The organism is Nonomuraea sp. NPDC003214 (genome assembly GCF_053590035.1).
Map to the genome: position 1 here is coordinate 218,672 of NZ_JBSFSX010000005.1, position 21,710 is coordinate 240,381.

General features: G+C 73.3%; 23 protein-coding genes. 19 read left to right on the forward strand and 4 right to left on the reverse strand.

Annotated elements, in window-relative coordinates:
* The 3 genes from ACWDXC_RS16810 to ACWDXC_RS16820 form a co-directional block, all read right to left on the reverse strand.
* On the reverse strand, nucleotides 1–180 hold the full coding sequence (locus tag ACWDXC_RS16810) for a hypothetical protein (RefSeq protein ID WP_449982454.1): 180 nt from the start codon (nucleotides 178–180) through the stop codon (nucleotides 1–3).
* 114 nt (nucleotides 181–294) lie between these two features.
* Nucleotides 295–1,041 carry a GntR family transcriptional regulator gene (locus tag ACWDXC_RS16815; protein WP_449982457.1) on the reverse strand — a complete coding sequence of 249 codons (747 nt, stop codon included), beginning with the start codon at nucleotides 1,039–1,041 and terminating at the stop codon, nucleotides 295–297.
* Nucleotides 1,042–1,188: 147 nt separating this feature from the next.
* Nucleotides 1,189–2,490 (reverse strand): MFS transporter, encoded by a 1,302-nt coding sequence (locus ACWDXC_RS16820; protein WP_449982459.1) that lies wholly within the window; start codon nucleotides 2,488–2,490, stop codon nucleotides 1,189–1,191.
* Between the two features lie 88 nt (nucleotides 2,491–2,578).
* Here ACWDXC_RS16820 and sucC point away from each other — a divergent pair, with 88 nt between their 5' ends.
* From sucC to ACWDXC_RS16850, 6 genes are read left to right on the forward strand one after another with little or no spacing between them, the layout of a single operon-like run.
* A complete protein-coding gene (gene sucC / locus ACWDXC_RS16825; RefSeq protein WP_449982462.1) occupies nucleotides 2,579–3,709 on the forward strand; it encodes an ADP-forming succinate--CoA ligase subunit beta in 1,131 nt (376 codons plus the stop codon).
* Nucleotides 3,709–4,593 (forward strand): succinate--CoA ligase subunit alpha, encoded by an 885-nt coding sequence (gene sucD / locus ACWDXC_RS16830; RefSeq protein ID WP_449982464.1) that lies wholly within the window; start codon nucleotides 3,709–3,711, stop codon nucleotides 4,591–4,593. The genes sucC and sucD overlap by 1 nt, the downstream gene beginning before the upstream one ends.
* Nucleotides 4,590–5,354, forward strand: coding sequence for a hydroxypyruvate isomerase family protein (locus ACWDXC_RS16835; RefSeq protein WP_449982467.1), 765 nt, complete (start codon nucleotides 4,590–4,592; stop codon nucleotides 5,352–5,354). Before sucD ends, ACWDXC_RS16835 begins: the two co-directional genes overlap by 4 nt.
* Complete coding sequence (locus ACWDXC_RS16840; protein ID WP_449982470.1) at nucleotides 5,351–6,211, forward strand: NAD(P)-dependent oxidoreductase; 861 nt, start codon at nucleotides 5,351–5,353, stop codon at nucleotides 6,209–6,211. Before ACWDXC_RS16835 ends, ACWDXC_RS16840 begins: the two co-directional genes overlap by 4 nt.
* Nucleotides 6,208–7,929: a glyoxylate carboligase gene (gene gcl / locus ACWDXC_RS16845; protein ID WP_449982473.1), complete on the forward strand. Its 1,722-nt coding sequence runs from the start codon at nucleotides 6,208–6,210 to the stop codon at nucleotides 7,927–7,929. Before ACWDXC_RS16840 ends, gcl begins: the two co-directional genes overlap by 4 nt.
* A gap of 9 nt (nucleotides 7,930–7,938) precedes the next feature.
* Nucleotides 7,939–9,468, forward strand: coding sequence for an aldehyde dehydrogenase family protein (locus ACWDXC_RS16850; RefSeq protein WP_449982476.1), 1,530 nt, complete (start codon nucleotides 7,939–7,941; stop codon nucleotides 9,466–9,468).
* A 21-nt stretch (nucleotides 9,469–9,489) separates the two neighbouring features.
* Here the strand turns inward: ACWDXC_RS16850 and ACWDXC_RS16855 are convergent, their stop codons facing one another.
* Complete coding sequence (locus tag ACWDXC_RS16855) at nucleotides 9,490–9,876, reverse strand: DUF6703 family protein (RefSeq protein ID WP_449982479.1); 387 nt, start codon at nucleotides 9,874–9,876, stop codon at nucleotides 9,490–9,492.
* Between the two features lie 64 nt (nucleotides 9,877–9,940).
* Between ACWDXC_RS16855 and ACWDXC_RS16860 the strand changes: the two genes are divergently transcribed.
* The 13 genes from ACWDXC_RS16860 to ACWDXC_RS16920 all read left to right on the forward strand — a co-directional run bounded on the left by ACWDXC_RS16860 (nucleotide 9,941) and on the right by ACWDXC_RS16920 (nucleotide 21,705).
* Nucleotides 9,941–10,228, forward strand: a complete 288-nt coding sequence (locus tag ACWDXC_RS16860) for an antibiotic biosynthesis monooxygenase family protein (protein ID WP_219509528.1) — start codon at nucleotides 9,941–9,943, stop codon at nucleotides 10,226–10,228.
* 107 nt (nucleotides 10,229–10,335) lie between these two features.
* Nucleotides 10,336–11,721, forward strand: a complete 1,386-nt coding sequence (locus ACWDXC_RS16865; RefSeq protein WP_219509529.1) for a glycine--tRNA ligase — start codon at nucleotides 10,336–10,338, stop codon at nucleotides 11,719–11,721.
* A gap of 151 nt (nucleotides 11,722–11,872) precedes the next feature.
* Nucleotides 11,873–12,709: an STAS domain-containing protein gene (locus tag ACWDXC_RS16870; RefSeq protein ID WP_449982483.1), complete on the forward strand. Its 837-nt coding sequence runs from the start codon at nucleotides 11,873–11,875 to the stop codon at nucleotides 12,707–12,709.
* Entirely contained in the window at nucleotides 12,709–13,074 is a 366-nt protein-coding gene (locus tag ACWDXC_RS16875) for an STAS domain-containing protein (protein ID WP_219509531.1), read from the forward strand. Before ACWDXC_RS16870 ends, ACWDXC_RS16875 begins: the two co-directional genes overlap by 1 nt.
* Nucleotides 13,071–13,475: an anti-sigma regulatory factor gene (locus ACWDXC_RS16880; RefSeq protein WP_449982487.1), complete on the forward strand. Its 405-nt coding sequence runs from the start codon at nucleotides 13,071–13,073 to the stop codon at nucleotides 13,473–13,475. The genes ACWDXC_RS16875 and ACWDXC_RS16880 overlap by 4 nt, the downstream gene beginning before the upstream one ends.
* Before the next feature lie 12 nt (nucleotides 13,476–13,487).
* Nucleotides 13,488–14,489 carry an ATP-binding SpoIIE family protein phosphatase gene (locus ACWDXC_RS16885; RefSeq protein ID WP_449982490.1) on the forward strand — a complete coding sequence of 334 codons (1,002 nt, stop codon included), beginning with the start codon at nucleotides 13,488–13,490 and terminating at the stop codon, nucleotides 14,487–14,489.
* Complete coding sequence (locus tag ACWDXC_RS16890; RefSeq protein WP_449982493.1) at nucleotides 14,486–16,135, forward strand: ATP-binding protein; 1,650 nt, start codon at nucleotides 14,486–14,488, stop codon at nucleotides 16,133–16,135. Before ACWDXC_RS16885 ends, ACWDXC_RS16890 begins: the two co-directional genes overlap by 4 nt.
* A complete protein-coding gene (locus tag ACWDXC_RS16895) occupies nucleotides 16,128–17,699 on the forward strand; it encodes a SpoIIE family protein phosphatase (RefSeq protein WP_449982496.1) in 1,572 nt (523 codons plus the stop codon). The genes ACWDXC_RS16890 and ACWDXC_RS16895 overlap by 8 nt, the downstream gene beginning before the upstream one ends.
* Nucleotides 17,700–17,797: 98 nt before the next feature.
* Nucleotides 17,798–17,941: a hypothetical protein gene (locus ACWDXC_RS16900; protein WP_449982499.1), complete on the forward strand. Its 144-nt coding sequence runs from the start codon at nucleotides 17,798–17,800 to the stop codon at nucleotides 17,939–17,941.
* Complete coding sequence (locus ACWDXC_RS16905) at nucleotides 17,938–18,918, forward strand: AAA family ATPase (RefSeq protein ID WP_449982502.1); 981 nt, start codon at nucleotides 17,938–17,940, stop codon at nucleotides 18,916–18,918. The genes ACWDXC_RS16900 and ACWDXC_RS16905 overlap by 4 nt, the downstream gene beginning before the upstream one ends.
* Nucleotides 18,915–19,925: a DUF58 domain-containing protein gene (locus tag ACWDXC_RS16910; RefSeq protein WP_449982504.1), complete on the forward strand. Its 1,011-nt coding sequence runs from the start codon at nucleotides 18,915–18,917 to the stop codon at nucleotides 19,923–19,925. The genes ACWDXC_RS16905 and ACWDXC_RS16910 overlap by 4 nt, the downstream gene beginning before the upstream one ends.
* On the forward strand, nucleotides 19,922–20,863 hold the full coding sequence (locus ACWDXC_RS16915; protein ID WP_449982507.1) for a VWA domain-containing protein: 942 nt from the start codon (nucleotides 19,922–19,924) through the stop codon (nucleotides 20,861–20,863). Before ACWDXC_RS16910 ends, ACWDXC_RS16915 begins: the two co-directional genes overlap by 4 nt.
* Nucleotides 20,860–21,705, forward strand: a complete 846-nt coding sequence (locus tag ACWDXC_RS16920) for a S1C family serine protease (RefSeq protein WP_449982509.1) — start codon at nucleotides 20,860–20,862, stop codon at nucleotides 21,703–21,705. Before ACWDXC_RS16915 ends, ACWDXC_RS16920 begins: the two co-directional genes overlap by 4 nt.
* Nucleotides 21,706–21,710: the final 5 nt, after the last annotated feature.

A 21,710-nucleotide genomic window follows, 5' to 3' on the forward strand; every position in this document is an offset into this window, starting at 1 on the left:
TCAGCTCCTGGGGCTCTTGCGCACGTCGTGCTCCGCGGCCCACTTCCGCAGGTGGAGCTCCGCGTCGTCGGCGGAGTAGTGCTTCCTGAGCGCCGCGCTCAGCCCGATGCCCAGGGCCCGGCCGTCGGCGGCCTGACCCAGGGGATCACCAAGGAGGAAGCGGACAAGCGTCTTCTTCATCGTTCGAACACCTCCCAGTTTCTGCTTCATGTGCTGCCCGGGACGGCCCCGGGCAAGCGGAATCCGCCGCCCGGACCGTCTCCGGGCGGAAAGGCGGGGTGCCGGCCGCGGCGGCTAGTTCGTCGACGGGGTCGTGCGCGGGCGGCGGCGGCGCACCGGCTTGGGCGCGGGCTCCACCGGCTCGTTCTCGCGCTGCTCCATGTACGAGGCGCGGGTGTGACCGGTGTGCTCCCGCATGATCGACGCGGCCCGGTCGGCGTCACCGGCCTCGATCGCGTCGATCAGCGCCTGGTGCTCCTCCCACGAGGCCATGCCCCGCTGGCGGGCCACCGGCGTGTGATACCACCGCACCCGCCGGGCCACCTGGCTGGCCAGCTCCTCCAGCACCTTGTTGCCCGACAGCGCCGTCACCAGCGCGTGCAGCTCCGAGTTGGTGGCGACGGCGCCGTCGACGTCGTCGGAACGCACGGCCGCCATGCCGCGCTCGCACAGCGCCCGCAGCCGCCGCACCCCCTCCTCGCCGGCGTGCTGCGCCGCGAGCCGCGCCGACTCCGTCTCCAGGAGCGCGCGCACCGCCAGGAGCTGGTCGGCCTCCTCCACCGTCGGCACGTGCACGAACGCGCCCTGCCCCGGGTGCAGGTCGACCCAGCCCTCGCCGCTGAGCTGCTGCAGCGCCTCGCGCACCGGCTGCCGCGACACCCCGAGCAGGGCGGCCAGCTCGCTCTCGACCAGGTGCTGGCCGGGCTTGAGCTGGCCGGAGACGATGAGCTCCTGGATGGCCTCGATCACGCTCTCCCTGAGCGTGGCAGGGCGGGGAATCTTGGTGGCCGCCGCCTGACCGGCCTGATCCGACAGCAACATGACGACTCCAGAGACTGCGCAACAAAATGGTTTTGGTCGACTGCCTACAGCATACTGCGCAGGATGCACGGCCCGCCGTGAGTCTCATCACAGAGAGCTACATCACAGCGTTGCACACAGCGTTTCACACAGGGTTTCGCCCCGCATTCACAGCGGGATGGTCGCGGGGAGCCCCGGCGTGCGCAACCTGAGCGTGGCCAGCGCCGGGAGGGCGGCGAGGGCGGTGGCGGCCAGCAGCGCCGGGCCCGGCGTGGTCAGGGCCCCCAGCGCGAGGCAGGCGGCCAGGACGCCCGCCACGGCCTTGGCGCTGTAGACGACGGCCTGGATCTCGCCGACCTTCTCGACGCCGAAGAACTCCCGTACGAGGCTCGCCACCAGCGGATAGAACGCGCCGCCGCCCAGTCCGGCGGTGATCGCGCCGAGCCACAGCAGCGGGCCGCCCGCCGCTCCCGTGACCTCTCCGGGGCCGGGCGCGGGGGTGTGGAGGGCGGCCAGGAGGAGGAGCTGGCCCGCGGCCAGGATCGCGAGCACGGCGGCGAGGACACGCCGGCGGCCCAGGGCCTCCGAGGCGCGCATGGCCGCCGCCCGGCCCGCGCCGTTCAGCGCCACCAGCACGGCCAGCGCGCCCCAGGGGCCGGTGGCGGCGACCACGATCACGTCGAGGACGGACACCGCGCCCGCGCAGGCGAGGATGGCGGCCAGCGCGGGGAGCGCCCGGGTGCGCAGGGCCTGGGCCAGGCCGAACTGGCGGACCGCGCCGGGCGTGCGGCGCAGGATGGCCGCGTCCAGGGCGTGCGCGCGCGGGTCGACGGTCGCGGGCCACCAGTGGCGCGGCGGCAGCCGCAGGCGCCGGGCCGCGACGCCGATGGCCACGGCCGCCGCGAGCGCCGCCGCCCCGAAGGCCCACGGGGTCGTCGCCGGGGCGATCCCGGCCCACACCAGCAGCGGGACCGCCCCGTACCCGAACGCCCCCGTCACCAGGCTCACCCGGGAGGCGGCCCGGTCGGGGTACCAGGCCGAGACCACCTCGCTGCACACGCCGTAGACGGCCCCCGCCCCGAGCCCTCCGAGCACCGCGTACCCCAGCACCGCGTACCCGGGCAACGCCACCGCCGGCCCGGTGGTGGCGGGGAAGGTCAGGGCGAGGGTGAGAAGGCCGGTGGCGGTCAGGGCGGCGCCCGCGGCGAGCGCGGTGCGGACCGGGAGCCGGCGGCGGCGGACGAGGTGGAGGGCGGGGAGCGCCCCGGCGGCCTGGAAGACGAGGCAGGCGGCCAGGAGCAGCAGCCCGGCGCCGTCCCGGGCGAGCAGCGCGGCGAAGCCGTACTGCAGCGGGCTGATGGCGGCCATGGCCACGAGGGCGAGCCGGAACATGCGGGTGCGGTCGGCGGGGACCGGTCCGACGAGGTAGGAGCGCCCGCGCCAGTCCCTGACAACTTGTGCATTCTCCATACCGTATGGAATATCCAGTAACCGGCCACCTGTCGAGACCTAGACGTCGGATATTCCATACGGTATACCGTCTACAAAGGAGGCTCGAATGGACCTGTACGAGTACCAGGCGAAGGAGCTCTTCGGGAGTCACGGGATTCCGGTCCCGCCGGGCGGGGTCGCGGAAACGCCTGGGCAGGCCCGCGCGATCGCGGCGGAGCTGGGCGTCCCCGTCGTGGTCAAGGCCCAGGTGAAGACCGGTGGCAGGGGCAAGGCGGGCGGCATCAGGGCGGCGGCGGGCCCGGCCGCGGCCGAGGAGGAGGCGGCCCGCGTCCTCGGCATGGACATCAAGGGACATATCGCGAAACGGGTGCTGGTCGAGGCCGCGACCGTGCCCTTCGAGGAGTACTACGCGGCCTTCCTGGTCGACCGGGCCGAGGGCGGCTTCCTGGCCATGGTGTCCGCGCAGGGCGGCATGGAGATCGAGGAGCTGGCCGCGACGGACCCCGGCGCGATCGTGCGGCTGCCGATCGACCCGGTGACCGGCGTGGACGCCGGCACGGCGCGGCTGCTGGCCGCCAAGGCGGGCCTGCCGCAGGCCGCGGCCCCGGTCCTGGAGCGGCTGTGGACCGTGATGGCCGAGGAGGACGCCCTGCTCGTCGAGGTGAACCCGCTCATCTGCACCACCGGCCAGCAGATCGTCGCCCTCGACGGCAAGGTCACCCTCGACGACAACGCCGCCTTCCGCCACGAGCGGTCGGCCGGGGAGCGCACCGGCAGCCTGGAGGACCGGGCCAGGGCCAAGGGCCTCAACTACGTCAAGCTCGACGGCAGCGTCGGCGTCATCGGTAACGGCGCCGGGCTGGTGATGAGCACGCTCGACGTGGTCGCCGGCGCGGGCGCCGATCCGGCGAACTTCCTGGACATCGGCGGCGGCGCGTCCGCCCAGGTCATGGCCGACGGCCTGGAGATCATCCTGGCGGACCCGGACGTCCGGTCGGTGCTGGTCAACGTCTTCGGCGGCATCACCGCCTGCGACGCGGTGGCCAACGGCATCGTCACCGCGCTCGAACTGCTCGGCGAACGCGGCCACAGCAGGCCCATCGTCGTACGCCTGGACGGCAACAACGCCGAGGTGGGCCGGCGCATCCTGAGCGACGCCCGGCACCCGGTGGTCCGCCAGGTCTCCACCATGGACGGCGCCGCCGAGATGGCGGCCAGACTCGCGGCAGGTGCGTGATGGCGATCTTCCTGACCAAGGACAGCCGGGTGCTGGTCCAGGGCATGACCGGCGCGGAGGGCAGCAGGCACACCGCCCGCATGCTGGCCGCCGGTACCGAGGTGGTGGCCGGGGTGACCCCAGGCAAGGGCGGCCGCTCGGTCGACTTCGGCGAGCGGGCGGTGCCGGTGTTCGGCTCGGTGGCCGACGCCGTGGCGGAGACCGGCGCCGACGTGTCGGTGGTGTTCGTGCCGCCGCGCTTCGCGCTCGCGGCCGTGGAGGAGGCGGTCTCGGCGGCGGTGCCGCTGTGCGTGGTCATCACCGAGGGCGTGCCCGTACGTGACGCGATCCGGCTGCGCGCCGCGGCGGCGGGACGGACCAGGATCATCGGCCCGAACTGCCCCGGCCTGATCAGCCCCGGCCAGTCCTCCGCCGGGATCATCCCCGCCGACATCACCTCCTCGGGGCGGATCGGCCTGGTCTCCAAGTCGGGCACGCTCACGTACCAGCTCATGTACGAGCTGCGCGACCTGGGATTCTCGACCGCCGTGGGCATCGGCGGCGACCCGGTGATCGGCACCACGCACATCGACTGCCTCCAGGCGTTCCAGGACGACCCGGGCACCGACGCGATCGTGATGATCGGCGAGATCGGCGGCGACGCCGAGGAGCGGGCCGCCGCGTACATCGCCGCGCACGTCACCAAGCCCGTCGTCGCCTACGTGGCCGGGTTCACCGCCCCCGAGGGCAGGACGATGGGGCACGCGGGCGCGATCGTGTCGGGCTCGTCGGGCACCGCCCAGGCCAAGAAGGAGGCGCTGGAGGCGGTCGGCGTGCGGGTCGGGCGGACGCCGTCGGAGACGGCCAGGCTCATGCGGTCGGCGCTCGGCAGGGCGGCGGCATGAGGTTCGCGGTCAACCTGTCCATCCTGCTGACGGACCTGCCGCTGCTGGAGCGGCCCGCGGCGGCGGCCAAGGCCGGGTTCGACGCGGTCGAGCTGTGGTGGCCGTTCGCCACGCCCGAGCCGGACCCCGCGGACCTGGTCGCGCTGCGCGCCGCCGTCGAGGACGCCGGCGTGCGGTTGTCGGGGCTCAACTTCGACGCCGGCGACATGGCCGCCGGCGAGCGCGGCCTGCTGGCGCGGCCCGACGGCTCCGCACGCTTCCGGGCGAACATCCCGGTGGCGGTCGCGTTCGCCGGCGAGCTCGGGTGCGGGGTGCTCAACGCCCTGTACGGCAACGGTCCCGGCACGGACCGCGCGCTGGCGGTGGAGAACCTGAGGAGGGCCGCCGACGCGGCGGGGGAGATCGGCGCGACCGTCGTGGTCGAAGCCCTCAACTCCCACGAGAACCCGCACTACCCGATCACCTCGTCCCAGGAGGCGTTCGACCTGATCGACGAGGTGGGCCGCGAGAACGTGGCCTTCCTGGCCGACCTCTACCACCTGCACCGCATGGGTGAGGACGTGCTCGCGCTCGTCGGCGGGCACGCGGCGAGGTTCGGCCACGTGCAGATCGCCGACGACCCCGGCCGGGGGCGGCCCGGGAGCGGGCGGATGCCGTACCCGGAGATCCTCGCGCGGCTGGCGGAGGCCGGCTACCGGGGGCACGTCGGCCTGGAGTACCGGCACGAGGGGCCGGGAGCGTTCGCTTGGAGGCAGGGATGACGATCGCGTTCGTCGGCTTGGGGATCATGGGCAGCCCGATGGCCGCCAACCTGGTCGCCGCCGGGCACGCCGTGACCGGCTACGACGTCAGCGCGGAGCGGGTGGACGAGCTGGTCGCGCGGGGCGGCAAGGGCGCCTCCAGCGTGGCCGAGGCGGTGACCGGCGCGGCCGTGGTGATCACCATGCTGCCCGACTCGCCGCAGGTCGAACAGGTGGCGCCGGACATCGTCGAGCACGCCTCGCCCGGCCTGCTCTACCTCGACATGAGCACGATCCGGCCCGAGACCTCCCGCTGGGTCGCCGGGCTGGCGGCGGCCAGGGGCGTGCGGGCGCTGGACGCGCCGGTCAGCGGCGGCGAGCGCGGCGCGATCGACGGCACCCTGTCGATCATGGTGGGCGGCGCCGCAGAGGACGTGGAGGCGGCCCGGCCGGTGCTCGGCGCGCTCGGCACCACGATCGTGCACGTCGGCCCGGCCGGCGCGGGCCAGACCGTCAAGGCGGCCAACCAGCTCGTCGTCGGGGGGATCTACGGGCTGGTCGCCGAGGCGATCGTGCTGCTGGAGGCGTCCGGCGTCGACCCCGTCGCCGGGCTGGACGTGCTCGCCGGCGGCCTGGCCGGCTCGCGCGTCCTCGACCTCAAGCGGCACACGATGATCAGGCGGCAGTTCGCCCCGGGCTTCCGCATCGACCTGCACCACAAGGACATGGGCATCGCGGTCGCCGCGGCCCGCGAGGCCGGGGTCAGCCTGCCGCTCACCGGCCAGGTCGCCCAGCTCGTCGCGGCGGCCAGGGCGCAGGGCCACGGCTCGCTCGACCACTCCGCGCTGCTCAAAGTGATCGAAAGGCTCAATTCATGACACGAGTCCCCTGCATGGAGGCCGTGGTCGCGGTGCTGGAGTCGGAGGGCGTCGACACGGTCTTCGGCATCCCGGGCGCGGCCATCCTGCCGCTGTACGCGGCGCTCCAGCACAGCTCGATCCGGCACATCACGGTCCGCCACGAGGAGGGCGGCACGCACGCCGCCGACGGCTGGGCGCGCGTCACCGGGAACGTCGGCGTCTGCATCGGCACCTCCGGCCCCGCCGGCACCAACATGATCACCGGCCTCTACACCGCGATGGCCGACTCGATCCCGATGATCTGCGTCACCGGGCAGGCGGCCACCGCCAAGCTGCACCAGGAGGCGTTCCAGGCGGTCGACATCGTGGAGGTCGCCCGGCCCGTCACCAAATGGGCGGTGCAGCTCAAGGAGCCCGCCCAGGCGCCGTGGGTGTTCCGGGAGGCGTTCCGCATCGCCCGTTCCGGGCGGCCCGGGCCGGTGCTCATCGACCTGCCGATCGACGTGCAGCGCGGCACCTGCCTGTACGACAGGACGGTGGACGCGCCGCTGCCCGTCGAGGTGCCGCGGCCCTTACCCCGGGCGGTGCGCCGGGCGGTCGACCTCATCGGCGAGGCCAGGAGGCCGCTCATCCTGGCGGGCGGCGGCGTGATCATCGCCGACGCGGCGGAGGAGCTGCTGGCGCTGGCCGAGCACCTCCAGGTGCCGGTCCAGGTCACGCTCATGGGCAAGGGCGCCTTCCCGGAGGACCACCCGCTGTTCGCCGGGATGGCCGGCATCCAGACGCAGACCCGGTGGGGCAACGCGGCGTTCCTGGAGAGCGACCTCGTGCTGGCGGTCGGCGCGCGGTTCGGCGACCGGCACACCGGCGACCTGGACGTCTACCGGGGCCGGCGCACGTTCATCCACGTGGACATCGAGCCCACCCAGCTCGGCCGGGTCTTCGAGCCCGACCTCGGCATCGTGAGCCACGCCAGGCTGGCGCTGTCCGCGCTCCTCGACGAGGCGCGCGGCCGGGGCGAGGCGCGCGAGCCGGGCGCCTGGCCGCGCCGGGTCGGCGAGCTGCGCGCCACGATGGCCCGCCGCGACGACTTCGACGACGTGCCGATCAAGCCGCCCAGGGTGTTCAGGGAGCTCAACGAGTTCTACGGCCGCGACACCACGTTCGTCACCGCGATCGGGCTCTACCAGATCTGGTCCGGCCAGTTCCAGACGACCTACCTGCCGCGCCGCTACCTGGTCTGCGGCCAGGCCGGGCCGCTGGGCTGGGAGGTGCCGGCCGCGATGGGCGTCAAGTGCGCCCACCCCGAACGGCAGGTCGTGGTGGTGGTCGGCGACTACTCCTTCCAGTTCCTCATGGAGGAGGTCGCGGTCGCCGCCCAGTACCGCATCCCGTTCGTCATCGTGATGATCAACAACGAGTACCTGGGCCTCATCAGGCAGGCGGAGATCCCGTACGAGATGAACTTCGCCGTGGACCTGCACTACGGCGAGGGCGGGATCGACCACGTGAAGGCCATGGAGGCGTTCGGCTGCCCGGCGCGCCGGGTGGAGGAGCCGGGCGACATCCGCGACGCGCTGGCCTGGGCGAGCGCCGAGGCCGCCCGCGAACGGCTCCCGGTGCTGGTGGAGGTGATGGTCGAGCGCGAGGCCAACGCCGCCATGGGGCCGTCGCTGAAGGAGATCAAGGAGTTCGAGCCGCTGCCCGAGCTCATCGCCGTCGACTGGTCCGACTGAGGAGGCGCCATGCTGCTCAAACCGGGTACGGCCTGGCAGGACACCTACGCACGCGGTCACGCGGTGGCGCCCGAGGCGTTCCACGAGGACCGGGTGCTCAACCACTGGGGCGGGTTCTGGCAGCGTGACGGGCGGCCCGCGCCCGTCTTCTCGCCGCTGGACGGCACCGCCATCGCCGGGCCGCCCCGGCTGGACCGGGCGGGCGCGGGCCGGGCCGTGGCGGGCGCCGTCGACGAGCACCGGCAGTGGCGGCACCTGCCGCTCGCCGAGCGCAAGGTCCGGGTGGCGGCGGCCGTGGCGGCCATGGCCGAGCACCGCGACCTGCTGGCCCTGATGCTCGTGTGGGAGATCGGCAAGCCGTGGAAGACCGCCCGCGCCGACGTGGACCGGTGCCTGGACGGGGTGCGCTGGTATCTGGAGGAGATCGACCGCATGGTCGCCGGGCGGGCGCCGCTGCCCGGCCCGGTGAGCAACATCGCGAGCTGGAACTACCCGATGAGCGTGCTCATGCACGCGATGCTCGTGCAGGCGCTGGCCGGCAACGCGGTGATCGCCAAGACGCCCACCGACGGCGGGCTGTGCTGCCTCACGCTCGCCTGCGCGCTGGCCGTGCGGGAGGGGCTGCCCTTCACGCTGGTCAGCGGGGGAGGGGCGGAGCTGTCACCGGTGCTGGTGGCCGGGCGCTCGCTCGGCTGCGTGTCGTTCGTCGGCGGGCGCGACGCGGGCGCCAGCGTGGCGACCTCGCTGGCCGACCTGGAGCGGCGGCACGTGCTGGAGCAGGAGGGGCTCAACTGCTGGGGCGTGTGGGAGTTCTCCGGCTGGGACGCGCTCACCCGGCAGATCCGGGCCTCGTTCGACTACGGCAAGCAGCGGTGCACCGCCTATCCGAGGTTCGTGGTGCAGCGGTCGCTGTTCCCCGAGTTCCTGCGGGCGTACCTGGCGGCGGTCGGGTCGCTGCGGTTCGGGCATCCGCTGGCCGTGGCCGAGCCCGGCGATCCGCTGCCGGAGCTGGACTTCGGGCCGCTGATCAACGCCTCGAAGGCCAAGGAGCTGGCCGACCAGGTGGACGAGGCGGTGGCGCGGGGCGGGGTGCCGGTGCACCGGGCGTCGCTGGCTGACGGACATTTCCTGCCGGGGCAGGATATTTCGGCGTATTTCGCGCCCGTGGCGTTGCTCAGCCCACCCCGCTCCTCGCCCCTCTTCCACGCCGAGCCGTTCGGCCCCGTCGACACGATCGTGCTGGTGGACACCGAGGCCGAGCTGCTGGCCGCGATGAACGCCAGCAACGGGGCCCTGGTCGCCACCCTGTCCTGCGACGAGGAGGATACGTACGGCAGGCTCGCCCGCGACGTGCGGGCCTTCAAAGTGGGCCACAACCGGCCACGCTCCCGGGGCGATCGGGAGGAGCTGTTCGGCGGGCTCGGCGCCTCCTGGCGCGGCGCGTTCGTCGGCGGCGAGCTGCTCGTCCGGGCCGCCACCCAGGGCCCCGAGGGCGAGCGCCTGCCCGGCAACTTCCCGCACTACACGCTGCTGCCGTGAGGCCGTGACACCGGCGACCGGCTAGAACGCCCCGAACCTGGTCGCCGCCAGCAGCACCAGGAACGTCAGCATCGCCACCCGCAGCAGCTTCCCGCCCACCCCCAGGGACGGCCACGACAGGTAGGCCAGCCAGCCGATGAAGACGAGGACGGGCAGCACCGCCACGCCCCCCAGCCAGTTGGTGACCGCGAACCCGGCCAGCAGCAGGACCACCATCACCGCGGGTGCCACCCACCGGGGCACCTGCGTGAACAGGAACGCCATCGGCGTGGCGCTGCGCTCCTCCACCGACTTGCGCAGGCCCGTCGCCCCCGGCGTGAAGAACTGCTCGCCGGGCGGCAGCGGGCGCTTGGCCCCGGGACGCGGCTGGGCGAGCGGGTGTCTGCGGCGGTCGTCGTCTGTGCCCACGGTCCCGAGCCTAGCGCCGCGCGAATCGGCCCGGAGGCTCCGCGCCGTCTGACATCCTGGGGGCGTGCTCGCCGTGATCCGCTACACCGTTCCAGAGTCCCAGTCCCAAGACTTCGCCAAGCAGGGCCAAGCCATCCTCGACCTGCTCGCCGAACAGCCCGGCTACGTCCGGGGCCGGCTGGCGCGGTCCGTCGACGAGCCCAACCTGTGGGCCGTGATCAGCGAATGGGAGGGCGCCGGGTTCTACCGCCGGGCGCTGTCCGCCGCCCGGATGGCGATGTATCCCCTCATGACGCTCATGGTCAACGAACCCAGTGCCTTCGAGGACGTCTACCTCCTCGAAGGCGCGTAACGTCACTCGCGCACGGGGCCGCGGCCCCGTCCCCTAAGCTGGGACCTCACTGAGAGTCCACTGAGAATTCCCTCGCCGACCTCCAGCCGGAAAGAGAACCGACCAACATGGCACGACGCACCGACGTCATGGACACCATCGTCAGCCTCGCCAAGCGCCGCGGGCTCGTCTACCCGTCGAGCGAGATCTACGGCGGACTGCGCGCGTCATGGGACTACGGTCCGCTGGGCGTCGAGCTGAAGAACAACGTCAAGCGGCAGTGGTGGCTGTCGATGGTCCAGGCCCGCGAGGACGTCGTCGGCCTCGACTCCTGCGTCATCCTGGCCCCCGAGGTGTGGCAGGCCAGCGGTCACGTCGAGACCTTCACCGACCCGCTGACCGAGTGCCAGTCCTGCCACAAGCGCTTCCGCGCCGACCACCTGCTCGAGGCGTACGAGGAGAAGAACGGCAAGGAGCCCGCCGGGGGCCTGGCCGACATCACCTGCCCCAACTGCGGCAACAAGGGCTCCTTCACCGCGCCCCGGCAGTTCAGCGGCCTGCTCAAGACCTTCCTCGGCCCGGTCGAGGACGAGTCCGGCCTGGCCTACCTGCGGCCCGAGACCGCCCAGGGCATCTTCATCAACTACCAGAACGTGCAGCAGTCGGCCCGCCGCAAGATCCCGTTCGGCATCGGCCAGATCGGCAAGTCGTTCCGCAACGAGATCACGCCGGGCAACTTCATCTTCCGCACGCGCGAGTTCGAGCAGATGGAGATGGAGTTCTTCGTCAAGCCCGGCACCGACGAGGAATGGCACCAGTACTGGATCGACGAGCGCTTCCGCTGGTACTCCGACCTGGGCATCAACAAGGACAACCTCCGGCTCTACGAGCACCCCAAGGAGAAGCTGTCCCACTACTCCAAGCGGACCGTGGACGTCGAGTACCGCTTCAACTTCACCGGCTCGGAGTGGGGTGAGCTGGAGGGCATCGCCAACCGCACCGACTTCGACCTGACCGCCCACTCAAAGGCTTCGGGCGTCGACCTCAGCTTCTTCGAGCAGGACACCGGCGAGCGTTACGTCCCGTACGTGATCGAGCCGGCCGCCGGCGTCGACCGGGCCACGCTGACGTTCCTGCTCGACGCCTACACCGAGGACGAGGCGCCCAACGCCAAGGGCGTGATGGAGAAGCGCACGGTCATGCGCCTGGACCACCGCCTGGCCCCGGTCAAGGCCGCGGTGCTGCCGCTGTCGCGCAACGCCGACCTGTCGCCGAAGGCGCGTGACCTGGCCGCCCAGCTCCGCCGCCGGTGGAACGTCGAGTTCGACGACGCGGGGGCGATCGGCCGCCGCTACCGCCGCCAGGACGAGATCGGCACGCCGTTCTGCATCACGATCGACTTCGACACCCTGGACGACCAGGCGGTCACCGTGCGCGAGCGCGACTCCATGAGCCAGGAGCGCATCGCCCTCGACCAGGTCGACTCCTACCTGCGCCAGCACCTCAACGACTGACGCACCGCTCGTTCACCGAAAGGGCCGCACTCCGGTGCGGCCCTTTCGCGTTCCGTTCGCGCCGATCCTCGCATACCTGGACGTAACACCACATCTCCCGCTTGTAGCATTCATGGACTGCCCCTGTCCCGATCTGCTCCGGAGGTCACCGTTGACCGCTCACGCTGATGCCAGCAGGCAACGCATCCACGACCTGCTCACCACTGAGGAAGAGCGGGTGCTGCAGCGCTGGACAGCCCTGGCCAAGACGTCCGGCGAGGAGCTGCGGGACATCTACCAGGCGCTGCGCCTCGCCATCGGCGAGGGCCGTGACGACCTGACCGACGTCCGCGGCCTGCTCGCCGAACTGTCGCGCGAGCGCGCCCGGCAGGGCCACACCCCCTCCGACACCGCGCGCGCGGTCTACAGCCTCAAGGAAGCCGTCTACGAGGCCGTCGAGAGCGACGGCTCCGCCGACGCCCTGCGCGGCTTCATCTGGTTCTCGCGGCTGATCGACGACCTCGGCCTCTACACGTTCGAGGTGTACGCCACCGCCCGCGAGACGATCATCCTGGACCAGGCGGAACAGCTCCTGGAGCTGTCGACGCCTGTCGTCAAGCTGTGGGAGGGCATCGTCGCGGTGCCCCTGATCGGCACCCTGGACTCGGCCAGGACCCAGGTCGTGATGGAGAAGCTGCTGCAGACGCTGGTCGAGACCGGCTCCGAGCACGCCGTGATCGACATCACCGGCGTCCCCGCCGTCGACACCCAGGTCGCCCAGCACCTGCTCAAGACCGTCTTCGCCGCCCGCCTGATGGGCGCCGAATGCGTCATCTCCGGCATCCGCCCCCAGATCGCGCACACCATCGTCACGCTCGGCATCGAGTTCGGCGACATCGTCACCAAGGCCTCGCTCGCCGACGCCCTCGCCTACGCGCTCAGCCGCAGCGGCACCGAGATCAGCACCCCCCGCCGCACCCGCATCGCGGTGCGGACCGAGGAGGTCTGATGGAGCGCGTCCCCATTCTCAAGCTGGGCGACATCCTCATCATCTCCATCCAGGTGGACCTGGAGGACCAGAGCGTGCTGGCCCTCCAGGAGGACCTGGCCGACAGGGTGGTCTCCACCGGGGCGCGCGGCGTCATCATCGACATCACCGCCGTGGAGATCGTCGACTCGTTCATCGGCCGCATGCTGGCCACGATCGCCGCCATGTCGCGGATGCTCGACGCCGAGACCGTGGTCGTCGGCATGCGCCCGGCGGTGGCCATCACGCTGGTCGAGCTAGGACTGTCCCTGGGCGGCGTGCGCACCGCCCTCGACCTGGAGAAGGGCGTCGCGTTGCTGGAGCACACCCGGAGCACGTCACGATGACCGGAGGCGGTCACGAGCTGCCGATCACGAGCAACGCCGACGTCGTGGCCGTGCGCCAGCGGGTCCGGACCCTGGCCGTGGACGTCGGGCTCTCCCTCGTCGATCAGACGAAGATCGTCACAGCGGCCAGCGAGCTCGCCCGCAACGCGCTCGTGTACGCCGGGGGAGGCCGGGCCAGTGTCGAGATCGTCGACAACGGCCTGCGCCGGGGCCTCCGCCTGTCCTTCGTCGACGAGGGCCCCGGCATCCCGGACGTGGAGCAGGCGCTCACCGACGGCTGGACCACCGGCAGCGGCCTGGGCCTGGGCCTGGGCGGCTCCCGGCGGCTGGTCGACGAGTTCGAGCTGACATCGGCCCCCGGCAAGGGGACGACGGTGACCGTGACGAAGTGGGCCAGATAGGTGGCTGGATCAGTGGACGGCATCAGGCGGTTCGGCGACGACACCTGGATACGCGCCGAGGACCCCAGCGCGGTCGGCGCGGTGCGCCGGCTCGCCACCGGGCTCGCCCTGGCCGCCGGGTTCGGCGACGAGCGCACCGGCCAGATCGCGGTGGCGGCCACCGAGGCCGTCTCCAACCTGGTCAAGCACGCCGAACAGGGGATGGCGCTGGTCCGGCTCTGCCCGGGCGCCCCGGACGTCGTCGAGCTGATCACGCTGGACCGGGGGCCGGGCATGCCCGACGTGGCACGCGCCCTGCGTGACGGCTACTCCACGTCCGGCACGCTCGGCATCGGCCTGGGCGCGATCGCCCGCATCGCCTCCCGCTACGACGTCCACTCATTGCCGGGCAAGGGCACCGTGCTCGCCGTCCAGTTCGGCAAGGCGGAGCTGGACGCCCTCCCGCCGGCCAGCGGCCTGGTGCGGCCCATCGGCGAGGAGAGCGTGTCGGGCGACTCGTACGCGATCGTCACCGACGGGCCGGTGACGACCGTGCTGGTGTGCGACGGGCTGGGGCACGGCCCGGCCGCCGCGCAGGCCTCCCGCGAGGCGGTGGCGCTGTTCCTGCGCTCGCCCGGCGACGAGCCGCGCGAGATCCTCGCCCGCGTCCACCGCGGCCTGAACTCCACCCGTGGCGGCGCGGTCGCGGTGGCGCGTGTCATGTCCACCGCCGTCAGCTACGCCGGGCTCGGCAACGTCTCCGGCTGGATCTCCCGCGCCGACGGCCGCCAGGGCATGATCTCCGTGCCGGGCATCGCCGGTCATCAGGGCGGGACGCTGCGCCAGTACGAGTACGAGCTGGGCGAGCACGCCAGCGTGGTGCTGCACTCCGACGGGCTGACCGAGCGCTGGTCCGCCGGCGCGGTCCCCGGCCTGTTCACCTGCTCCCCGGCCGTGATCGCGGCCGGGCTGCTGCGCGAGGCGGGCAGCCGCCGCGACGACGCCTGCGTGGTGATCGTGAGGCCGCGGCCATGAGCGGGACCGAGGTGGCGCGGCTCCGGCTGACCGGCGACCAGGACGTCTTCTCGCTGCGCCGCCTCGGCCGCGCGGTGGCGCAGCTGTCCGGACTGGAGACGCAGGACCAGGTCCGCGTGGCGACCGCGCTCAGCGAGGTCGGCCGGGAGATGGCCGGCACCGGCGCCCTGGTCGTGTTCTCGCTGGAGAGCGACCGGCTGCTCATCACCGTCGAGCGCGCCCCCGACGCGCTGTGCTCATCGGAGGGCCTGGCGCTCGCCCGGCGCCTGGTGGACGAGGTCACCGCCACGCCCGGCGGGCCGGTCACGATCGTCAAGCGGCTGCCCTCGCGCCGCCCGGGCCCGCCCGCCGAGCGCATCCGCGACAGCCTGGCCGGCCTGACCCCGGTCAGCGCGCTGGAGGAGCTGCGGGCGCAGAACGAGGAGCTGGCCACGGCGCTGGAGGACGTGCGGCGGCTCAACACCGAGCTGCAGGAGACCAACACCGGCGTGCTGGCCCTTTACAACCAGCTCTCCAGCGAGCTGGAGGAGACCAACCGCGGCGTCGTCGCCCTCTACGCCGAGCTCGACGAGAAGTCCACGCAGCTCCGCGAGGCGTCGGAGGCCAGGAACCGGTTCTGGACCACGCTCAGCCACGAGCTGCGCACCCCGCTCAACTCGGTCATCGGCCTGGTCCGGCTGCTCGTCGGCCCCGGCGGCGAGCCGCTCACCGAGGAGCAGGCGCACCAGATCCGGCTCATCGGCGGCTCGGCCGAGACGCTGCTGGCGCTGGTGGGCGAGCTGCTCGACATGGCCAAGGCCGAATCGGGGCGGCTGCAGCCCGAGTTCGGCCTGTGCGACCTGGCCAGGCTCGTGGAGCAGCTCCGGGTCACGATGCAGCCGACCGGGGAGGTGGAGCTGCGCACCTCGGTCGCCCCCGAGGCGGCCGAGATCTACACCGACGCGGTCATGCTCACCCGGGTGCTGCGCAACCTGCTGTCGAACGCGCTGAAGTTCACCCGGAGCGGCGAGGTGCGGCTGCGGGCGGAGCTCGACGAGGCCGCCGACGAGGTGGTCGTCACCGTGGCCGACACCGGGATCGGCATCTCGCAGGAGGACCTGGAGCGCGTCTTCGAGGAGTTCTACCAGGTGCCGGGCCCCCTCCAGGCCACGGCCAGGGGCACCGGCATCGGGCTGCCGTACGCGCGCAGGTTGGTGGAGGCGCTGGACGGGAGCCTGGAGCTGGCGAGCGCGGCGGGCGAGGGGACGACGGTCACCGTCCGGCTGCCGCGCCACCACCTGGTGCCCGAGGTCGAGCGGCTGCTGATCGCCGACGACGACGAGGCGTTCCGCGCCCTGGCCCGCAGGATGCTGCACGGCTTCGCCGTCCACGTGGACGAGGCCGGCGACGGCGTCGAGGCGCTGAGCGTGATGAAGGAGCGGCGGCCCGGCGTCGTCGTGCTGGACATGCTGATGCCGCGCCTCGACGGAAACGCGCTGCTCCAGCGCATGGCGGAGGACGACGAACTGAGGGAGGTGCCGGTGGTGGTCGTGACCGTGGCGCCGGGCAGGGCCGTGGCGGGTCATCCGGTGCTGTCCAAGGACCGGCTGCGCCGCGAGGACCTGCTGCGCGCGGTGCGCGAGGCCACGGGGACGAGCCGTGGCTGAGCCGCCCGCGACGGTCCTCGTGGTGGACGACACGCCCACCAAGCGATACATCCTGTCGAGCTGGCTGCGCCGGGCCGGCCATCAGGTCGTCGAGGCCGGCACCGGGGAGGAGGCCCTGGAGGTGCTCGCCCGGGGCGGCGTCGACCTGGTGGTGCTGGACGTGCGGCTGCCCGGCCTCGACGGCTACGCGGTGTGCGAGCGCATCAAGGCCGACCCGGCGACCGCCTCGATCCCGGTCATCCAGGTGTCGGCCCACGCCGTCTCGGTGACCGACCGGGCCGAGGGGCTGGAGCGGGGCGCGGACGCGTACCTGTCGGAGCCCATCGAGCCGGACGAGTTCACCGCGACCGTCGTGGCCACGCTGCGCTACTCGCGGGCGCGGCGGCAGGCCGAGGTGATGGCCTGGCGCCTGGCCAGGCTGGCCGAGACGACGCTGCGCATCAACCGGGCCGACTCCTTCGAGCGGCTGCTGTCGGTGGCGGTGGCGGGCACCGCCGAGATCATGGGCCGCTTCTCCGGCGCGCTGGCGCTGCCCGCCGACGGGCGGCTGCGCCGCTACCGGGCACGCCCCGGCGAGGCGGCGGCCGGCAAGGGCGTCGCCCCAAGCCTGCTGGAGCGCCTGACCGCGATCGCGCTCGGCCCGGCGACGGGCGCCGAGGTGATCACCCTGCCGCCCGAGCGGTGGCGCGAGCTCGTGCCGGACTCCGAGATCGACATGCCGGTCACCGGGGTACTCTGCCGGACCAGGAAGGGCCGGCCGCCGATCTTCCTCGGCGTCGAGGCCGGCCCGGAGCTGGACGCCGACGAGGTCAACCTGCTGCGCCAGCTCGCCCAGGAGCTGGCCCTGGCCGTCGACGCGCGGCGCGCCTACACCGAGGAGCACGCGACCTCGATCATGCTGCAGCGCAGCCTGCTGCCCCCGTACGTCCCGGACGTGGCCGGGGTGACGCTGGGCCTGCGCTACGAGCCCGCCGGCGGCGGGCTCGAGGTGGGCGGCGACTTCTACGAGGTGCTGAGCCTGGGCGAGCGGATGCTCGTGGCGGTCGGCGACGTGATGGGCCACTCGCTGCACGCCGCGACCGTCATGGCCGAGCTGCGTCACGCGCTGCGCGCCTCCGTCATGGACGAGGTGAACCTGTCGGCGTCGATGGACCTGCTCAACAAGGTGCTGCGCCACTACCACCCGGGCATGACGGCGACCGTCTGCCTGATGCTGCTGACCCCGGCGACGGGCGAGATCGCGCTGGCCAACGCCGGGCACATCCCGCCGCTGATGGCCGGGCCCGACGCCCGCTACCACGACATGGGCAACCTCATGCTGGGCGTGGCCGACGAGGAGTACAAGGTCGACCACCTCGTGCTGCCGCCCGGCGGGACGGTCATGCTGTTCACCGACGGGCTGGTGGAGGACCGGCACACGCTGCTGGACGACTGCCTGGAGCGGGCCAGGGCGCTGGCCGAGACCGTCGGGGACGACCTGGAGGCGTTCTGCGACGGGATGCTGGCGGCCTTCGGGACGCGGGAGGACGACGTCGCGCTCGTGGTGCTGCGGCGCGACGCCTGACCACCCCACCGAAAAATCGTATAAAGGCCGCAGTTACCTACGTTTTCGCGCCCGCTTGATGACATGGCCCTGAACCCGATGAAAGGGACAGGGGATCCATGCCACGCATCACACGTATCGCCGCCCTTCTCCTGGCCGGCGGCGCGCTGCTCCTGACGGGCGGCGCCGCGTACGCCGGGCCGGAGCCGTCCGCACTGGAGCTCCGCCTCGTCGTGGACGACTGCCCCGAGGTCAGGCCATGACCGACGCCGAACTGCTGGAACGGGCGCTGTTCGAGGTCAAGAGGGTGATCGTCGGCCAGGACCACATGGTCGAGCGGCTGCTGGTCGCGGTCCTGGCCAGGGGGCACTGCCTGCTCGAAGGGGTGCCCGGCATCGCCAAGACGCTGGCGGGCCACACCCTGGCCACCGTGGTGGGCGGCACCTTCGCCCGCATCCAGTTCACGCCCGACCTGGTGCCGTCCGACATCGTCGGCACCCGCATCTACCGGCCGTCGACCGAGACGTTCGACATCGAGCTCGGCCCGGTCATGGCCAACCTGCTGCTCGCCGACGAGATCAACCGGGCGCCCGCCAAGGTCCAGTCGGCGCTCCTGGAGATCATGGCCGAGCGGCAGGTGAGCATCGGCGGCGTCACCCACCAGGTGCCGACGCCGTTCCTGGTGCTGGCCACGCAGAACCCGATCGAGTCCGAGGGCGTCTACCACCTGCCAGAGGCACAGCGTGACCGCTTCCTGCTCAAGGTGGACGTCGGCTACCCCAGCGAGTCGGAGGAGCTGGCGATCGCCTACCGGATGAGCGTCGACCCGCCCGTGCCCCAGCGCGTGCTCGACCCCGACCGGCTCACCGAGCTGCAACGCCGCGCCGACCAGGTGTTCGTCCACCACGCCGTCGCCGAGTACGCCGTCCGCCTCGTCCACGCCACCCGCGCCCCCGACCGCTACGGGCTGCCCGGCCTGGGCCGCCACCTCGCCTTCGGGGCCGGCCCGCGCGCCACGCTCGGCCTGCTGGCCGCCGGACGGGCGCTCGCGCTCATGCGCGGCCGCTCGTACGTGCTGCCCGACGACATCCGCGACCTCGCGCCCGACGTGATGGCGCACCGGCTGGTGCTGTCGTTCGACGCGCTGGCCGACGACGTGCCGCCGAGGTCGATCGTGGACCAGGTCCTGTCGGCGGTGCCGCTCCCGGTCATCGCCCCGCAGCAGGACGTGGCCGCATGACCGCCCACCTGGCGGCCGAGCCCGCGCTGCGCAGGCTGGAGCTGGTCATCACCAGGCGGCTGGACGGGCTGCTCCAGGGCGAGCACCTGGGCCTGTTCCCCGGGCCGGGCAGCGAGCTCGCCGAGGCCCGGCCGTACCGGCCCGGCGACGACGTGCGGCGGATGGACTGGAACGTCACCGCGCGCACCGCCGAGCCGCACGTGCGCGAGCAGGTCGCCGACCGCGAGCTGGAGGTGTGGACGCTGCTCGACGCCACGGCCAGCATGGACTTCGGCACCGCCACGATGGAGAAACGCGACCTCGCGCTGGCCGCCGTGGCGGCGATCGGCTTCCTCACCCAGCGGACCGGCAACCGGATGGGCGCCCACCTGCTGCACGGCGACGGCGTCCGCGTCCTGCCCGCCAGGACCGGGCGGGCCCACCTGATGGCGGTGCTGCGGGCCGTGTCCGCGCTGCCCCGCACCCCGCCGGGCGCCGCCCCGCCGCCGCTCGGCGCGGCGATCGGGCGATTCGGGAAGGCGGTGCGGCGGCGTGGCCTCGTCGTGGTGGTGTCGGACTTCCTGGACGAGCCGGCGGCCTGGGAGCCGGCGCTGCGCCGCCTCGCCGTCCGCCACCAGGCGCTCGCGGTGGAGGTGCTCGATCCGCGCGAGCTGACGCTCCCGGACGTCGGCGTCCTCACGCTCGTCGACCCCGAGACCGGGCGGCGGCGCGAGGTCTCCACGGCGGGCGCCCGGCTGCGGCTGCGCTACGCCGAGGCCGCCGCCGCCCAGCGCGCCGCCATCGCGGCCGCCCTGCGCCGCGCCGGCGCCGCCCACCTGCGGCTGCGCACCGACGGCGACTGGCTCCGCGACCTCGCCCGCCACATCCTCACCCACCGCCGCCTCGCCCACGCCCCCACCGCCGCCACCGCCTCCACCGCCGCCGCCTCCACCGCGCCCGCCGCCCCCACTGCGCCCGCCGCCCCCGGTGTCGCCGGGGCGTGGTCGTCGGGGGGTGGGGGCCGGTGACGCTGCTCTCGCCGATGTGGCTGCTGCTCCTGGCGCCCGTCGCCCTGCTCGCGGTCGCGTACGTGGTGACGCAGGCGAGGCGCAGCGCGTACGCCGTCCGGTTCACCAACCTGGACCTGCTCGACAAGGTGGCCCCGCGCGGGCCCGGATGGCGGCGGCACGTGCCGGCCGTGCTGCTGCTCGGCGTGTTCGCGCTGCTGGTCGTCGGGTTCGCCAGGCCGACGGCCGAGGTCCGGGTGCCCAGGGAACGCGCGACGATCATGGTGGCGTTCGACGTGTCCGCGTCCATGGAGGCCACCGACGTGTCGCCGGACCGGTTCACCGCCGCCCGGCAGGCGGCCCGGCAGTTCGTGGACGGGCTGCCGGAGCGGTTCAATCTGGGCCTGGTCGCGTTCTCGTCGGACGCGTCCGTGGCGGTCCCGCCCACCACCGACAGGCAGGCGGTGCTGACCGCGCTCGACCGGCTGTCCACGTCCGCCGGCACCGCCATCGGCGAGGCCGTCCTGTCGTCGCTGGAGGCGATCGCCGCCCTCGACAGCCAGGAGGAGGCGCCGCCCGCGCACATCGTGCTGCTGTCGGACGGCTCCAGCACCACCGGCAGGACGGTCGCCGAGGCCGCGCGGGAGGCGGCCGCGCGCGGCGTGCCCGTCACCACCATCGCCTACGGCACCCAGGGCGGCGTCATCGAGCTGCAGGGCCGCCAGGTGCCGGTCCCGGTGGACGGCCCCGCCCTGCGGGAGCTGGCCGAGACCGCCGGGGGCGGCTTCTACGAGGCGGCCAGCGGCGACGAGCTCCAGGCGGTCTACGAGGACATCGGCACGTCGGTCGGCTACCGGACCGAACGGCAGGAGATCTGGCAGTGGTTCGTGGCGGCGGCCCTGGTCCTGGGGCTGCTGGCCGCCGGGGCCTCGATGCTCTGGTTCGCGAGGCTGCCGTGATCGGGCTCGGCCGGCCCAGCGGGCCGGAGTTCGTCACCCCGCCCCTGACCCGCCCGGCCCCGGCGGTCACGCCGGGCGCGCGGGCGATGGCCGGGCCGGCCGCGCCGCCTCGGGGCGGTCGTCTGCTGCTCGCCGCCGTGCTCGTCGCGGCGGTCACCGGCGGCGCGGTCGGTCTGGCCGGCGCGGCGGTGTTCGCCGGGAGCGAGCCGCCCGCCGCGGCCGCGCTGCCCAGGGCCGCCCCGGCCCCGGCGGGCAGCCTGGCCGGGATGAGCGCCACCGCCGCCCGCGTGCTCCCCAGCGTCGTCTCGATCGAGCTGCGGCGCGGAGGCGGCTCCGGGTTCGTGGTGGACGGCCGGGGCCACGTCCTCACCAACGCGCACGTCGTACGCGGTGAGAGCGAGGTGATTGTGGTGCTCGGCGACGGCCGCAGGCTGGCGGCCCGGGTGCTCGGCGCCGCCGACGACGAGGACCTGGCCGTGCTGCGCGTCGACGGCGCCGCCGGGCTGCCGCCCGCGACGCTCGGCCGCTCCGCCGCCCTGGCCGTCGGCGAGCAGGTGCTCGCCATCGGCTCGCCGCTCGGCCTGTCCGGCACGGTCACCGCCGGCATCGTCAGTGCCCTGGACCGCGAGGTCAGGCTGGGCGGCTCGGCCCGCACCGCCGTGCAGACGGACGCCTCCATCAACCCCGGCAACTCCGGCGGCCCGCTCGTCAACGCCCGGGGCGAGGTCGTCGGCGTGAACACGGCCATCGCGGCGGACCGGGGCGGCGGCAACATCGGCATCGGCTTCGCCATCCCGATCGACCGCGCCGCGCCCATCGCGGAACGCATCATCCGAAATTAGGGTCC

What these genes read in the sequence shown, in the direction of transcription:
- ACWDXC_RS16815 (WP_449982457.1), bottom strand. Translation starts at nt 1,041, where the DNA reads ATGTTGCTGTCGGATCAGGCCGGTCAGGCGGCGGCCACCAAGATTCCC.
- ACWDXC_RS16810 (WP_449982454.1), bottom strand. Translation starts at nt 180, where the DNA reads ATGAAGAAGACGCTTGTCCGCTTCCTCCTTGGTGATCCCCTGGGTCAG.
- ACWDXC_RS16850 (WP_449982476.1), top strand. Translation starts at nt 7,939, where the DNA reads ATGCTGCTCAAACCGGGTACGGCCTGGCAGGACACCTACGCACGCGGT.
- ACWDXC_RS16900 (WP_449982499.1), top strand. Translation starts at nt 17,798, where the DNA reads ATGCCACGCATCACACGTATCGCCGCCCTTCTCCTGGCCGGCGGCGCG.
- ACWDXC_RS16840 (WP_449982470.1), top strand. Translation starts at nt 5,351, where the DNA reads ATGACGATCGCGTTCGTCGGCTTGGGGATCATGGGCAGCCCGATGGCC.
- ACWDXC_RS16820 (WP_449982459.1), bottom strand. Translation starts at nt 2,490, where the DNA reads ATGGAGAATGCACAAGTTGTCAGGGACTGGCGCGGGCGCTCCTACCTC.
- ACWDXC_RS16890 (WP_449982493.1), top strand. Translation starts at nt 14,486, where the DNA reads ATGAGCGGGACCGAGGTGGCGCGGCTCCGGCTGACCGGCGACCAGGAC.
- ACWDXC_RS16875 (WP_219509531.1), top strand. Translation starts at nt 12,709, where the DNA reads ATGGAGCGCGTCCCCATTCTCAAGCTGGGCGACATCCTCATCATCTCC.
- ACWDXC_RS16880 (WP_449982487.1), top strand. Translation starts at nt 13,071, where the DNA reads ATGACCGGAGGCGGTCACGAGCTGCCGATCACGAGCAACGCCGACGTC.
- sucC (WP_449982462.1), top strand. Translation starts at nt 2,579, where the DNA reads ATGGACCTGTACGAGTACCAGGCGAAGGAGCTCTTCGGGAGTCACGGG.
- ACWDXC_RS16910 (WP_449982504.1), top strand. Translation starts at nt 18,915, where the DNA reads ATGACCGCCCACCTGGCGGCCGAGCCCGCGCTGCGCAGGCTGGAGCTG.
- gcl (WP_449982473.1), top strand. Translation starts at nt 6,208, where the DNA reads ATGACACGAGTCCCCTGCATGGAGGCCGTGGTCGCGGTGCTGGAGTCG.
- sucD (WP_449982464.1), top strand. Translation starts at nt 3,709, where the DNA reads ATGGCGATCTTCCTGACCAAGGACAGCCGGGTGCTGGTCCAGGGCATG.
- ACWDXC_RS16865 (WP_219509529.1), top strand. Translation starts at nt 10,336, where the DNA reads ATGGCACGACGCACCGACGTCATGGACACCATCGTCAGCCTCGCCAAG.
- ACWDXC_RS16835 (WP_449982467.1), top strand. Translation starts at nt 4,590, where the DNA reads ATGAGGTTCGCGGTCAACCTGTCCATCCTGCTGACGGACCTGCCGCTG.
- ACWDXC_RS16905 (WP_449982502.1), top strand. Translation starts at nt 17,938, where the DNA reads ATGACCGACGCCGAACTGCTGGAACGGGCGCTGTTCGAGGTCAAGAGG.